Genomic DNA, 13,533 nt, shown 5'->3' on the forward strand with positions numbered 1-13,533 from the left:
ATATATGTCGATATTTGTAAATATTCTCCTAATTATATTTGGATTATTTTGTAAAATACTATGCTATAATACAGGAACAATACAAGATTAATTAGGAGGTATGTTAGAGATGATGATGGATACACAGTTATTATTGCCGCTGATGATGGAGAGAGCGGAAAAGCTTTTTCCAAAGAAAGAGGTTGTGTCACGTACACATTCTTTCATTCGAACATTTACATATCTTGAAATTGCAAAGCGCACGCGCAAACTTGCGAGCGTTTTAAAGAGGTTAGGGGTAGAAAAAGGAGATAAAGTCGGTACGTTAGCTTGGAATCATCATCGCCATTTAGAAGCTTACTTTGCTATTCCAAGTATCGGAGCCGTTTTACATACGGTTAATCTTCGTTTATCACCGCAGCATATCTCTTACATTATTAATCATGCAGAAGATCGATTTATATTTGTAGATGAAGATATGGTTCCTGTATTAGAGCAAATTCAGCATGAGCTTTCCCACGTACAAGCCTTCATTATTATGACTGACCAACCAGAAATTCCTCAGACTAGTTTAACACCGGTTTATCACTATGAACAGCTTCTAGAAGAAGGAGATGAAACATTTCCATTTGTAAAGGATATGGATGAATTAGACCCAGCTGGTATGTGCTATACATCCGCAACAACTGGAGATCCGAAAGGTGTAATTTATACACATCGTAGTATTACATTGCATAGTTATGCGCTTGGTCTTGTAGACGGCGGGAATTTATCAGAAACTGATGTTTGTATGCCTGTTGTTCCAATGTTTCATGTGAATGCATGGGGCTTGCCGTTTGCTTGCACGTGGTTTGGAACGAAGCTTGTGTTGCCTGGACCGCATTTTAATGCTGCGATACTAGCGGATCTTATTCAGCAAGAGAAGGTGACTGTGACAGCAGGTGTGCCGACGATATGGATTGATATGCTGCAAGAAATAGAGCAAAAGCACCGTGATATTAGTAGTCTCAAGAGCATTTGGGCTGGCGGATCGGCAGCGCCAAAGAGTATGATTGAGACGTATGAAGAAACATTTAAGATTGACTTCCGCCAAATTTATGGAATGACAGAAACAAGTCCGGCGGTTATATTCAATCGGTTGAAATCCTATCAAAAGAATGTAAGCAAAGACGAGTACTATGAATTACGTACCCGTCAGGGCTATATTATCCCAGGTATTGAAATGAAGGTAATTGGTTCAGAAGGCGAAACGAAATGGGATGGTAATGATATGGGAGAGCTTTGCTTACGAGGCCCATGGATTGCAGGTAGCTATTATAACGATGATCGAACTGAAGATTCGATGAAGGATGGCTGGCTCCATACAGGCGATGTTGTAACAGTCGATGAAGAAGGATTTGTCAAAATTGCTGACCGTACAAAGGATCTAATTAAGAGTGGAGGAGAATGGATTTCTTCTATTGATTTAGAAAATGCATTAATGGCACATGAGGCTATTTTAGAAGCGTCTGTCATTGCTGTACCGCATGTAAAATGGCAGGAACGTCCCCTTGCTTGCGTAGTTCTGAAAGAATCACATAAAGGATCCGTATCAAAAGAAGATTTATATGAGTTCCTTATACCGCAATTTGCAAAATGGTGGTTACCTGATGACATTATTTTTATGGAGGAAATTCCGAAAACGTCCGTTGGAAAATTTTTAAAACGAGCGCTTCGGGATGAATTAAAAAGTTATCTACTAAAAGCATAGATAGAATGCTATACATGAAATCCCTCTCAATCTATTTTTGATTGAGAGGGATTTTTTAGTATAATGATAGATAAAAAGGAGTCATTACCAAATGAAACCAACTATTCAAGCATACTTGCAAGACTTTAAACAGCAAAATCAAAATAGAGGCAGATTAGTCGTTCACTGTCCGGATCGACCTGGTATTGTCGCCAGTATCTCAAAATTTTTATATGAATATAATGCAAACATTATTGAATCGAGCCAGTATTCAACGAATCCAGAAGGCGGCATGTTTTTTCTCCGAATTGAATTTGAATGTCCTAATTTACAAGTAAAGGAAAAGAAGCTTGAACAAGAATTTTTATCTATTGCTGAGCAGTTTCAGATGAAATGGAAGTTTACATACGTTCATACGCTAAAAAGAATGGCTATTTTTGTTTCGAAAGAGCTCCATTGCTTACGAGAGCTCCTTTGGGATTGGCAAAATGGAGATGTAATGACTGATATAGCACTTGTTATTAGTAATCATGAAGATGCACGTGAAGTTGTGGAAGCCTTACATATACCGTTTTACCACATACCTGCTTCTAAGGAAAACAGAGCGGAAGTCGAACAAAAGCAGCAGCAGCTCCTTCAGCAGTATGAGATTGATACGATCGTGCTAGCAAGATATATGCAAATTTTAACACCAGAATTTGTGGATACGCATCCGAATCAAATTATTAATATTCATCATTCGTTTTTACCAGCTTTCGTTGGTGCAAAGCCTTATGAACGTGCGTTTAAGAGAGGTGTTAAGCTAATTGGTGCAACTTCACATTATGTTACAAACGATTTAGATGAAGGTCCGATTATTGAGCAGGACATTAAACGAGTGAATCATAGGGACGGAATAGAGGACTTAAAGAAAATTGGACGTGCAATTGAACGAAGCGTATTATCTCGTGCGGTGAAATGGCATTTGGAAGACCGTGTGATCGTGCATGAGAATAAGACGATTGTGTTTTCATAGAATAAGAGAAATGATAGAGAAACAACGGTTTTGTAAGGTAAAGCCGTTGTTTTTCATGTGATCGTGGAACAAAGTTGACAATATAATCCTTCGTTAGGTTTATTGGCGATATATGAATCTTACCGCCATTGTTCGGGATTTTTTTCTGTAGATTTTGTTTATTCAAACGTTTGTTTAAAGAATAGAAGGTCCAGTTCGTTTGGTACACATACATCTGATGGGATACAATACATAGTAAGAAAGGTAATCACGATAAGAATGAGGTGAAAGCATGAGCGAAGTAGAGCAAATGAAAGAGCTTGCAACTTTTGCGGGCGGTTGTTTTTGGTGTATGGTCAAACCGTTTGATGAAATAGATGGCATTATAAAAATCGTATCCGGTTATACGGGCGGTCATAAGGAAAATCCAACATACAAGGAAGTATGCCTTGAGACAACCGGACACTATGAGGCTGTTCAAATCACATTTGATCCTAGCCGTATTTCTTATGACGAGCTGCTTGAGATGTACTGGCGTCAGATTGATCCAACTGATGCAGGGGGACAGTTCCATGATCGGGGTGAATCGTATCAAACTGTGATTTTTTACCACAATGAAGAACAACGCCAAAAAGCAGAAGCATCTAAAATTGCACTAGCTGAAAGCGGACGCTTTCAAAAGCCGATTGCAACAAAAATTCTCCCTGCTAAGCCATTTTATGAAGCAGAAGAGTATCATCAAGATTACTATAAGAAAAATGCGTTTCGCTATGCATTATATCGGAAAGGCTCTGGCCGCGATGCGTTTATTAAGAAGCATTGGGAAGTGAATAAAGACCATTTGAAGAATAAGCTTACCGATATGCAGTTTCATGTCACGCAAGAAAATGGAACAGAGCCTCCATTTCAAAATGAATATTGGAATGAACATCGAGAAGGATTATATGTAGATATCGTTTCAGGAGAACCGTTATTTAGCTCACGTGATAAATTTGATAGTGGATGCGGCTGGCCGAGTTTTACAAAGCCAATTATGGATGCAAGTGTTAAAGAAAATGTAGACCTTGGCCATGGAATGGTACGTACTGAGGTGCGAAGCAAGGAGGCTGATTCTCACCTAGGTCATGTGTTTGAGGATGGACCAAGAGACCGCGGCGGACTTCGCTATTGCATTAATTCCGCTGCCATTCGCTTTATTCCGAAAGACGAATTAGAAAAAGAAGGGTACGGAGATTTTCTTATTTTATTTTAACAATAGAATTTTCGCTTTTTGCAAAAGGATGTCACGTTGTGGCATCTTTTTTTTGATAAACAAGCTATAGAAGCACATAGTCTAAAAGTCATGAAATAGATAGATAAAATCATGACTCCTTTCACTATGTTACAGGACCTTTTTTTCTTAAGATAAAGTAACAAAGCGGTAAGGGAGATATGCAATGAGTAAAGGGGAAATAAGAAGAATTGTGGAAAGACGGATGATAGGGGCATCAATTGAAGATAAGAAACGCATGATTGAGCTATTTGAAGATTTGTATGAGACAGAGATAGCCAAGGGAAAAGTGGAAGAAGAAATTATGAAAGAACTTGGGATGCGAGAGGCAGTCATACCAAAACGGTCTCATTCGCTGCCCAAAAAAGTTATGATAGGGATTGGATTGTTACTATTTAATTTAATTGTTGCACTTGGTCCAATCGTTATGTTGTTGTCTATTTATATTTCGCTTTGGAGCGTTGCAGTGGCTGGCATAGCATTTGCTGCTTATCTTCTTATTTCTCTTTTTTTTATTCATGATATAGGTGCACTACAGTCCCTTTTTCTATCGATGATCATGAGCGGACTAGGTGTTTTATTAATAATTGGACTTATTTTTGCAGGAAAACTGTTATATAAAGGGCTGGTTTTCTATATTGGCCTACATATGAAAATGATAAGAGGAGAATAATCCTGAGTGAACTACCCGTCACCTACGCTAACGCCTAGAGGTGAGGTGGGGACTTCTCAGGTACTCGCACCTTATCAAAATCAAAAGAAAAAATTAAGGGATCACTTGGCGACGGCAAATATATGGTAAAGGTACACACTAGTTCAGGCGATTTTTCACTGAATACAAAATGATGCAAAGGTTGTGTCTTTTTTTGTTGACATAAGAAGCCCGGTTTGTCAAAAATATTCCATAATATACATATTTCCACGGAAATATTACAAAAGCTACTGTACAATTTTTGCATTCATAGTTTGCAGGATTTTATCTCATACTAAAGTGTATCCTCATGAAAGGGAGTGAACAAAATGGGTAGAGGAAAGGCGTTTCATCATAAAAAGAAGGGGCATGAACCGCAGCTGCCAAAGGGTGCTGTGATAGAGAAGGATATAGACGAACACAAATTTGATTTGCCGGATGTTGTGACAGTAGAAACATACAAAAATAGCTTAAGAAAGGGTTAAAGCAGCTGCCATAAGGCATCTGCTTTTTTTTAGAAGCTAATTTCTAAAGCTTCATTTCATAATTTCTTGTACTCTTCCGACTTGGCCATCTTGGAGACGTACCTTAATACCATGTGGATGAAATGCGGAATTTGTGAGAATATCCTTTACAATTCCGCTTGTTCTCTTTCCTGTTCGTTGATCTTGCTTAAGTACGATTTGAACCGAAAGTCCTGGAGTAATAGCTGCTCGGTCATTTCCGTTCATTACATACCCGTCTTTCTACGTTGGTTATTCGGTTTTTTCGTAAGCTGACTTTCCATACTCTTCGTTTTTTGTGAACCACGTAAGCTGGACTTTCCATTTGCTTGATTTTGTTTTTTGCTTTCCAATTTTTGTTTCATGATTTCTTGTAGGCTTACTTTCTTACCTTGCTCATTATGATCTGTACCTGGCATAAATAGTAGTCTCCTTCAACGGTATGATAGAGAATAATTATAATATAAAATGCTTCATAAAGCTATTTACGTAATGAAAATAAAAAGAATGACACGAACAGAATGATTAGATAAAAAGAGGTTCCGTAAAAGCGGAATATTCCATAATAACGGAAAAAATAAGGCGGTTAATTCCGTAATTACGGAAATGTAAGTTGTATACTACATTTTATGATAAACCTAATTTGTATTTATATTCCAACATTTCAAATAAATTATAATCAAAAATGATGTTTATTTTTTGAATTACAAAATTTGGCACACTACTTGCTTTAATAAAAGCAGGGGATGCAAATTTGCACTTTATACATAGATGGGAGGGAGTACAACCTTATAAGAATGAAAACGTTTTCTCTTATGTTCTTTCAAGCTACACATTAATTAAGGGGGCTACTAATGGAAATAGTCATCATCTTACTTGCTCTTTGCCTATTGATGTTTGTTGCGTATCGGGGGTTTTCAGTCATTTTGTTTGCGCCGATTTGTGCTCTTTTTGCGGTGTTATTAACAAATCCTGAATTTGTACTTCCGTTCTTTTCAAATGTATTCATGGAGAAAATGGTTGGATTTATTAAGTTATATTTTCCGGTTTTCCTACTTGGTGCGATTTTCGGTAAGGTTGTAGAAATGTCAGGTTTAGCAGAATCGATTGCAAAAACAATCGTGCAGCTTGTAGGAGCGAAGCGGGCCATTTTAGCAATCGTATTAATGGGAGCAATTTTAACATATAGCGGTGTAAGTTTATTTGTTGTTGTGTTTGCTGTTTATCCATTTGCAGCGAATATGTTTCGGGCAGGAAATATACCGAAACGTTTAATTCCAGGAACAATTGCCTTAGGTGCGTTTACCTTTACGATGGATGCATTGCCTGGGACACCGCAAATTCAAAACGTTATTCCCACAACCTTTTTTAAAACGACAATCTATTCAGCTCCGACTTTAGGGATTATTGGCGCCGTATTTGTGCTATGCCTAGGGTTATGGTATTTGGAATCCCGTCGTAAAAAAGCAGAGAAGGCCGGTGAAGGGTATTACGGATTTGAGGGGGCTGAAATTGCTGCTTCGCAAGACATCCCTGTTCAAACTGAAGAGCCATCTTTCTTACCTTCGACAAAACAGAGCGTTGCTCGTCAAGTGTTAGCGTTTGTCCCTCTGGTTTTGGTTGGTGTTATGAACAAAGTTTTTACCGTATTCCTTCCGCAATGGTATCCGAATGGCTTTAACTTTGAATCTATTGGACTGAAAGCCTTTGGGAAAATTGATCTATCTTCAGTTGTTGCTATTTGGTCCGTAGAAATGGCATTACTAATCGGAATTATCACGACGATTATGTATGACTGGAACCGGATAAAGGTAAATTTCCAAGCTGGTATTAATGCGAGCATTGGCGGTGCATTACTTGCAGCAATGAATACCGGTGCTGAATATGGATTTGGAGGAGTTATCTCGTCTCTTCCGGGATTTAATGTTATTAGTAAGGGAATCGGGGAAACCTTTACGAATCCACTCGTTAATGGAGCTGTTACAACGACAGCTTTAGCTGGTGTTACGGGATCTGCTTCCGGTGGAATGGGAATTGCGCTTAGTGCAATGTCTGAGAAATATTTACAAGCCATTCATACGTCTAATATACCACCAGAAGTCATGCACCGCGTCATTTCAATGGCATCAGGCGGGATGGATACGCTTCCGCACAACGGTGCTGTCATAACCTTGCTTGCGGTTACGGGTTTAACGCATCGTCAGTCGTACCGAGATATTTTTGCGATTACCATCTTTAAAACATTAGCGGTTTTCTTCATTATCGGTGTGTATAGCATAACGGGAATTGTCTAATTATTGAATGAATAAGAGATTGATAGAGTGATAGAAGGGAGAATATGTGATGAAAAAGAGTAAGGTTATGGATTCCTTTCAAGAAGCGGTAACAGATATATATGATGGAGCAACAATTATTGTTGGCGGTTTTGGATTATGTGGTATTCCTGAAAAAGCGATTCTCGCACTATGTGAGCAAGGTACAGACAATCTGACGATTGTAAGCAACAATTGCGGCGTAGATAATTGGGGCTTAGGCTTACTATTAGCCAATCGCCAAATTAAAAAAATGGTTTCTTCTTATGTAGGTGAAAATAAAATATTTGAAAGGCAATTTCTAAGCGGAGAGTTAGAAGTAGAGCTTGTTCCTCAAGGAACGCTGGCCGAGCGTATTCGTGCAGGCGGAGCTGGTATTCCGGGCTTTTATACTGCTACAGGGGTTGGAACTCCTATTGCAGAGGGGAAGGAGCATAAGGAATTTAATGGTCGATCTTATCTATTGGAGCGCGGCATCGTTGGCGACTTTGCCCTTGTAAAGGCATGGAAGGCAGATCCGCTCGGTAATCTTGTATATCGAAAAACAGCACGAAACTTTAATCCTATGGCAGCTATGGCTGGAAAAATTACGATTGCAGAAGTAGAAGAGATGGTAGGAATTGGCGAACTAGATCCAGATGAGATACATACTCCTGGAATTTATGTACAGCGAGTGTTATGCGGAAACAATTATGAAAAGCGTATCGAACGACGTACAGTTACGAAAGCATAGGAGGTATGGAAGATGAAGGATGTAAGAGTGCAAATTGTAAAGCGAGCTGTGAAAGAAATTCACGATGGGATGAATGTTAATTTAGGAATTGGAATACCAACTTTAGTTGCGAATGAAATACCACCAGATTATGATGTTCTTTTGCAATCCGAAAATGGGATGCTTGGTATTGGACCATACCCTACCTCGGGAACAGAGGATCCCGATTTAATTAATGCCGGCAAAGAAACGGTAACAGCCGTTCCGGGAGCTGCCTTCTTTGACAGTGCTGAGTCATTTGCAATGATTCGCGGTGGTCATATTGATCTTGCTATATTAGGCGGAATGGAAGTCTCAGAATCCGGCGATCTAGCAAACTGGATGATACCAGGCAAGATGGTAAAGGGAATGGGCGGAGCTATGGACCTTGTGAATGGAGCAAAGCAGATTGTTGTCATTATGGAGCATGTGAACAAGTACGGGGAATCGAAGGTGAAGAAAGCATGTACACTTCCTCTTACGGGTAAGCAGGTCGTACATCGTCTCATTACCGATTTGGCTGTTTTTGATTTTACAGAAGAAGGAATGGTTTTAGTAGAAACTTCAGAAGGTGTCACAGTGGAAGAAGTCATAAATAAAACAGAAGCAAGCTTTGTTGTTAGTCCAAATGTACAAATAGGAGTTTCGTTAACATAAGGAGGGACTAAGACTTGGGTACACTAGCTAATAGAGTGGCTCTTATTACAGGCGCTGCCAGTGGGATTGGACTGGAAATTGCTCGTTCGTTTTCGAAGGAAGGAGCGAACATCGTTATCGCTGATTTGAACAAGGAAGCAGCAGAGATTGCTGCAGAAACGATACGCGAGGAAGGTGCAAGAGCGATTGCGGTTGCATGTGATGTAACGAATGAAGCAAAGGTACAGGAAAGCTTCCAGACAGCTCTAGAGGAATTTGGTAGATTAGACATCCTTGTAAATAATGCTGGTCTTCAATATGTATCTCCTATTGAAGAGTTTCCAACAGAGAAATTTGAACTGCTTATTAAAGTGATGCTAACTGCCTCATTTGTCGGGATCAAACATGCCTTTCCTATTTTTAAATCGCAAGGATATGGACGTATCATAAATATGGCATCGATTAATGGATTAGTCGGATTTGCCGGTAAGGCTGCCTATAATAGTGCGAAGCACGGAGTGATTGGATTGACGAAGGTAGCTGCGTTAGAAGGAGCCGCACATGGCATCACTGTCAATGCGCTTTGTCCAGGATACGTGAATACTCCACTTGTACAAAATCAATTGTCCGATTTAGCTAAAACGAGACAGGTACCGCTAGAAGAAGTACTTGAGCAAGTCATCTATCCATTAGTACCGCAAAAGCGACTTCTTTCTGTCGAAGAAGTTGCAGACTATGCAGTATTTTTAGCGAGTGAGAAAGGGAAGGGAATAACGGGTCAAGCGGTTGTCATAGATGGCGGCTATACGGCACAATAAAGTGTTACCTACATAAGGTGATGATACAGAATGTATCATCACCTTTATTTTTTTGATACTATTGTATATATAGTAACAAATTGGTAGTTTTCGATGGGACGTAAGAAGGGATGGAGGTATGTGATTACGCAAAATCAGTTTCCTTACGAATGGTTAGAAGAAGTATTGAACGTAGCAGCAGAATGGATCGTCATTGTAGATAAAAATGGAATCATTCGGTACATAAATCGAGCCTATTGTGATTATTTACATACGACCGTAACAGAGGCGATTGGCAAACATGTAGAAGCAATCATTGAAAATACAAGAATGAGTATCGTGATGAGAACGGGCCAAGCCGAGGTAGCATCGATTCACTTTATAAAAGGAAAGGAAATGATTGCAAACCGCTATCCGTTGTATGTGAACGGGGAGCTTGTAGGTGCGGTCGGCACAGTTATGTTTCGCAACTCTCAAGACTGGATGAATTATTCTAATAAAGTGCAGCCCATTTTAGAAGAATTGAAATATTATAAGAATCGTTTACAAAAGGAGCTGCAAAGTAAATATACTTTTGACGATTTAATTGGTAATCATCCACTGTTTTGCGAGACAAAACGACTGGCTGAACGGGTAGCTTGTAGTCAATCTGCTGTTCTTCTAGTAGGTGAATCCGGAACAGGTAAGGAATTATTTGCCCATGCCATTCATGGAACAAGTCCGCGCAGTCCTTTTCCGTTTGTGCGTGTAAATTGTGCATCCATTCCAGAGAATTTACTCGAATCTGAATTGTTCGGCTATGTAGAGGGTGCTTTTACGGGAGCTCGTAAAGGTGGAAAAAAAGGGAAGTTTGAGCTTGCGCATCACGGAACCATTTTTCTAGATGAAATTGGAGATATGCCTCTTTCTATGCAAAGTAAGCTACTTCGTGTATTGCAAGAAAAAGAAATTGAGAAGATTGGCGGTCACTCTCCGATAGCGATTAACGTCCGAATTATTGCCGCAACTCATCGAAATCTTGAACAGATGGTTGAGGAAGGAACGTTTCGACAGGATTTATATTACAGGCTGCATGTTATGAAAATTGAAATCCCTCCGCTGCGTGAAAGACGAGATGATATTGAATTAGTAGCCAAAGCGTTATTGCAAAAATTAGAGCGTACATTTAATCGGAGTAATCTTGAATTATCTGATGAAGTCGTTTATAAGTTAAAGGGGCATTCTTGGCCTGGAAATGTTCGGGAACTTGAAAATGTACTCGAACGAGCTGTCAATGTGCTTGATGAACAGGTTGTTCGTTTAGAGCATTTACCGCTTTATTTGGTTGATAAGCCTGCTAGGCAGTATGATTCATTCGAGCAGGATCTTTCTGTGCAGCCGTTAAAGCAAAGTATGATAGCTGCAGAAAAGCATGCGCTGCAACAAGCTTTGAAACAAGCGAAGGGGAATAAACAGTTTGCAGCTAAGCTACTTCAAATCGGGAAAACAAGTTTTTATGAAAAATGTAAACGATATGAGATTGACTAGTAGGGAGAGCAGTTTTCAAAAGCAGGGGGAAAATACAACGATGAACATTCAGAACATTTTAATAACAGGCAAAATTCAAATGGATATGAAGAAGATCATAAGCAAAAAAGGAATAGAAAAACAGTTTCGCTTCTTATCTGAACAAGAAGTAACGGCAGAAGATTGTAAGTGGGCAGATGCCTATGTTGGGTTTCGGCCGTCTGCTCATTTCAATCTTTCTTTTTTAAAATGGGTACACGCTTTAGGAGCAGGTGTAGACAGCTTTTTATTTGATCGCGAATGGGATAAGGATGTTCTTCTTACACGAACCTTATGCTCTTTTGGAAAAAGAATTAGTGAATATTGCTTAAGTTATATACTACGTGATGTCCAGCGTCATGTTCAATTTGAGAGTCAACAAACAAATAAAAACTGGCAGGAGTGGGAACCTGCCATGCTAGCATCGCAAACGGTTGTCATATTTGGAACAGGTGTGATTGGACAAGAGATTGCTAGAACATTATCATTTTTCGGAGTCAGAACGATAGGTGTATCACGGACAGGATCAAGAAAGCAGTATTTTCATCAAATTATAAAAAATAGTGATGTCAAACAAGTGCTTTCAAATGTAGATTGGGTTATTTCAACTCTTCCGCTGACGAAGGATACTTATGAGTATTTTAATGATTCCTTCTTTTCGCAGCTTCGCGGTGCCGGCTTTATTAATGTAGGACGTGGAAGAACGGTTAAAGAAGCAGCACTCATAGAAGCGCTTATGGAAGAGTATATACGCTTAGCAGTTCTAGATGTAGTAGCGCAGGAGCCGCTTCCTGAAGAATCTCCGCTTTGGACGCTTCCTAATGTTACCATTACTCCTCATATTTCTGCTCTTACTTCACCTGAAGAGGCGATTGATTGTTTTTTAGAAACATTGGATCGGTTAGAAAATGGGGAACCGCTTTTGAACCGAGTGAACATTGAAGCTGGCTATTAATTGAAGTAATTCGCATAAGTATCTCTTTCTTTGCAATATACTAAGTTAGCATTGCAAAGGGAGGGCTTTTTTATGCTTTCAAGAAAAGAATTACTGCAAGCCCGAGAAGGAATGAAGGGAATTGTTCATACAACACCGATCGATTATTCCAAAACATTTAGTAAGCTGTCAGGCAATGATGTATACATAAAACTTGAAAATCTACAAAAAACGGGATCATTTAAAGTCCGAGGATCCTACAATAAATTGATGTCAATACCTAAAGAACAGCTTCAAGCTGGAATTGTTGCAGCATCAGCAGGAAATCACGCCCAAGGCGTAGCTTATTCTAGTGGCATGCTAGATGTTCCTTGTACGATTGTCATGCCTAAAGGAGCATCATTAAGTAAAATTCAAGCAACAAGGCAGTATGGTGCAGAGGTAATTCTTTACGGAAATTCGGTGGATGAAGCACTTTCCTATGCAAAGGAGCTTCAAAATAAAAACGGGGCCGTTTTTATTCATCCGTTTGATGATGAAGCGATCATTGCAGGTCAAGGAACGCTTGGCTTAGAAATAATTGAACAGATGCAGGATGTGGAAGCAGTTATTTGTCCAGTTGGAGGCGGGGGACTCATCGCCGGCGTTTCCCTTGCAATCAAGGAATACAATCCGAAGATTAAGGTGTATGGTGTTCAAGCAAGGGCATGTCCAAGTATGAAGCAGTCTTTGCTTGAAAATAAAGTAGTATCTGTAAATCTATCCCCTACTATGGCGGACGGCATTGCTGTGAAACGACCAGGAGATTTAACATTTCAAATGATTAGACGTTATGTAGATGATATTGTCTGTGTAGATGAGATGGAAATTGCTCGCTCGATGCTATTGCTCCTTGAACGAAACAAGCTACTCGTGGAAGGTGCAGGAGCAAGTTCGTTAGCAACCCTACTCTATCATAAAACACCGCTTGCCCGAAAAAAAGTAGTTGCCATTTTAAGTGGGGGAAATGTAGACGTAAATTTCATATCTCGAGTTATTGAACACGGTATGGCAGAGGCAGGTCGCTTTGTACAATTTACTACGTTGATTCGAGACAAGCCCGGTGAATTGGAGAAAATATTACAGATTATTTCTTTGATGGAAGCAAATGTGCTGCAAATTAACCATCAACGTATGGGGAAACATGTATTTCCAGGGTATGCACAACTGCAAATTTCATTAGAAACAAAGGATCCAAAACATATTAAGAATATTATGGATAAATTAGAAAGTGAAGGATTAACTACTACATTCATACAATAAATCTTAACGAAAGAACAGACAAGCCCTTGTTCTTTCGTTTTTTTGTTGCTTTTGAAAACGGTTTCAATCGTATTTTTGATGATTGGACAA

At 39.4% G+C, this 13,533-nt stretch carries 13 protein-coding genes and 2 pseudogenes; 13 read left to right on the forward strand and 2 right to left on the reverse strand.

The features are described 5' to 3' along the window. Positions 1-109: 109 nt before the first annotated feature. The 5 genes from ACM5BR_RS15655 to ACM5BR_RS15675 all read left to right on the forward strand — a co-directional run bounded on the left by ACM5BR_RS15655 (position 110) and on the right by ACM5BR_RS15675 (position 5,148). The gene (locus ACM5BR_RS15655) at positions 110-1,729 is read left to right on the forward strand and encodes a long-chain fatty acid--CoA ligase (protein WP_416828942.1); all 1,620 of its coding nucleotides are present in this window, start codon (positions 110-112) and stop codon (positions 1,727-1,729) included. Positions 1,730-1,820: 91 nt separating this feature from the next. Then, entirely contained in the window at positions 1,821-2,723 is a 903-nt protein-coding gene (gene purU / locus ACM5BR_RS15660) for a formyltetrahydrofolate deformylase (protein ID WP_416828943.1), read from the forward strand. Between the two features lie 271 nt (positions 2,724-2,994). Then, a complete protein-coding gene (gene msrA / locus ACM5BR_RS15665) occupies positions 2,995-3,954 on the forward strand; it encodes a peptide-methionine (S)-S-oxide reductase MsrA (protein ID WP_416828944.1) in 960 nt (319 codons plus the stop codon). 184 nt (positions 3,955-4,138) lie between these two features. Then, positions 4,139-4,645 (forward strand): DUF1700 domain-containing protein, encoded by a 507-nt coding sequence (locus ACM5BR_RS15670; protein ID WP_416828945.1) that lies wholly within the window; start codon positions 4,139-4,141, stop codon positions 4,643-4,645. Positions 4,646-4,992: 347 nt separating this feature from the next. Then, the gene (locus tag ACM5BR_RS15675; protein WP_416828946.1) at positions 4,993-5,148 is read left to right on the forward strand and encodes a hypothetical protein; all 156 of its coding nucleotides are present in this window, start codon (positions 4,993-4,995) and stop codon (positions 5,146-5,148) included. 51 nt (positions 5,149-5,199) lie between these two features. Here ACM5BR_RS15675 and ACM5BR_RS15680 read toward each other — a convergent pair whose 3' ends face one another. Together ACM5BR_RS15680 and ACM5BR_RS15685 are read right to left on the reverse strand one after the other, a co-directional pair. Then, the gene (locus tag ACM5BR_RS15680) at positions 5,200-5,394 is read right to left on the reverse strand and encodes a YwbE family protein (protein ID WP_416828947.1); all 195 of its coding nucleotides are present in this window, start codon (positions 5,392-5,394) and stop codon (positions 5,200-5,202) included. Next, entirely contained in the window at positions 5,394-5,585 is a 192-nt protein-coding gene (locus ACM5BR_RS15685; protein ID WP_416828948.1) for a hypothetical protein, read from the reverse strand. The genes ACM5BR_RS15680 and ACM5BR_RS15685 overlap by 1 nt, the downstream gene beginning before the upstream one ends. Positions 5,586-6,020: 435 nt before the next feature. Here ACM5BR_RS15685 and ACM5BR_RS15690 point away from each other — a divergent pair. From ACM5BR_RS15690 to ilvA, 8 genes and pseudogenes are all read left to right on the forward strand, one after another. Then, a pseudogene (locus tag ACM5BR_RS15690) lies at positions 6,021-6,666 on the forward strand (GntP family permease); the annotation flags it as partial. Positions 6,667-6,758: 92 nt separating this feature from the next. Continuing rightward, positions 6,759-7,460, forward strand: a pseudogene (locus ACM5BR_RS15695) (GntP family permease); the annotation flags it as partial. 49 nt (positions 7,461-7,509) lie between these two features. Next, positions 7,510-8,211: a CoA transferase subunit A gene (locus ACM5BR_RS15700; protein ID WP_416828949.1), complete on the forward strand. Its 702-nt coding sequence runs from the start codon at positions 7,510-7,512 to the stop codon at positions 8,209-8,211. 12 nt (positions 8,212-8,223) lie between these two features. Continuing rightward, the gene (locus ACM5BR_RS15705; RefSeq protein ID WP_416828950.1) at positions 8,224-8,886 is read left to right on the forward strand and encodes a 3-oxoacid CoA-transferase subunit B; all 663 of its coding nucleotides are present in this window, start codon (positions 8,224-8,226) and stop codon (positions 8,884-8,886) included. A gap of 14 nt (positions 8,887-8,900) precedes the next feature. Then, on the forward strand, positions 8,901-9,683 hold the full coding sequence (locus tag ACM5BR_RS15710) for a 3-hydroxybutyrate dehydrogenase (RefSeq protein ID WP_416828951.1): 783 nt from the start codon (positions 8,901-8,903) through the stop codon (positions 9,681-9,683). A 120-nt stretch (positions 9,684-9,803) separates the two neighbouring features. Continuing rightward, the gene (locus ACM5BR_RS15715) at positions 9,804-11,189 is read left to right on the forward strand and encodes a sigma-54 interaction domain-containing protein (protein WP_416828952.1); all 1,386 of its coding nucleotides are present in this window, start codon (positions 9,804-9,806) and stop codon (positions 11,187-11,189) included. A gap of 40 nt (positions 11,190-11,229) precedes the next feature. Then, the gene (locus ACM5BR_RS15720) at positions 11,230-12,162 is read left to right on the forward strand and encodes a D-2-hydroxyacid dehydrogenase (protein WP_416828953.1); all 933 of its coding nucleotides are present in this window, start codon (positions 11,230-11,232) and stop codon (positions 12,160-12,162) included. A 72-nt stretch (positions 12,163-12,234) separates the two neighbouring features. Then, positions 12,235-13,443: a threonine ammonia-lyase gene (ilvA, locus tag ACM5BR_RS15725; RefSeq protein ID WP_416828954.1), complete on the forward strand. Its 1,209-nt coding sequence runs from the start codon at positions 12,235-12,237 to the stop codon at positions 13,441-13,443. Positions 13,444-13,533: the final 90 nt, after the last annotated feature.

The organism is Ectobacillus polymachus (assembly GCF_048159605.1).
Taxonomy (GTDB): Bacteria; Bacillota; Bacilli; order Bacillales; family Bacillaceae_G; genus Ectobacillus; species Ectobacillus polymachus.

Bases quoted from the DNA above. Each gene is read 5' to 3' on its own strand.
- ACM5BR_RS15655 (WP_416828942.1), top strand. From the start codon at position 110: ATGATGATGGATACACAGTTATTATTGCCGCTGATGATGGAGAGAGCG.
- purU (WP_416828943.1), top strand. From the start codon at position 1,821: ATGAAACCAACTATTCAAGCATACTTGCAAGACTTTAAACAGCAAAAT.
- msrA (WP_416828944.1), top strand. From the start codon at position 2,995: ATGAGCGAAGTAGAGCAAATGAAAGAGCTTGCAACTTTTGCGGGCGGT.
- ACM5BR_RS15670 (WP_416828945.1), top strand. From the start codon at position 4,139: ATGAGTAAAGGGGAAATAAGAAGAATTGTGGAAAGACGGATGATAGGG.
- ACM5BR_RS15675 (WP_416828946.1), top strand. From the start codon at position 4,993: ATGGGTAGAGGAAAGGCGTTTCATCATAAAAAGAAGGGGCATGAACCG.
- ACM5BR_RS15680 (WP_416828947.1), bottom strand. From the start codon at position 5,394: ATGAACGGAAATGACCGAGCAGCTATTACTCCAGGACTTTCGGTTCAA.
- ACM5BR_RS15685 (WP_416828948.1), bottom strand. From the start codon at position 5,585: ATGCCAGGTACAGATCATAATGAGCAAGGTAAGAAAGTAAGCCTACAA.
- ACM5BR_RS15700 (WP_416828949.1), top strand. From the start codon at position 7,510: ATGAAAAAGAGTAAGGTTATGGATTCCTTTCAAGAAGCGGTAACAGAT.
- ACM5BR_RS15705 (WP_416828950.1), top strand. From the start codon at position 8,224: ATGAAGGATGTAAGAGTGCAAATTGTAAAGCGAGCTGTGAAAGAAATT.
- ACM5BR_RS15720 (WP_416828953.1), top strand. From the start codon at position 11,230: ATGAACATTCAGAACATTTTAATAACAGGCAAAATTCAAATGGATATG.
- ilvA (WP_416828954.1), top strand. From the start codon at position 12,235: ATGCTTTCAAGAAAAGAATTACTGCAAGCCCGAGAAGGAATGAAGGGA.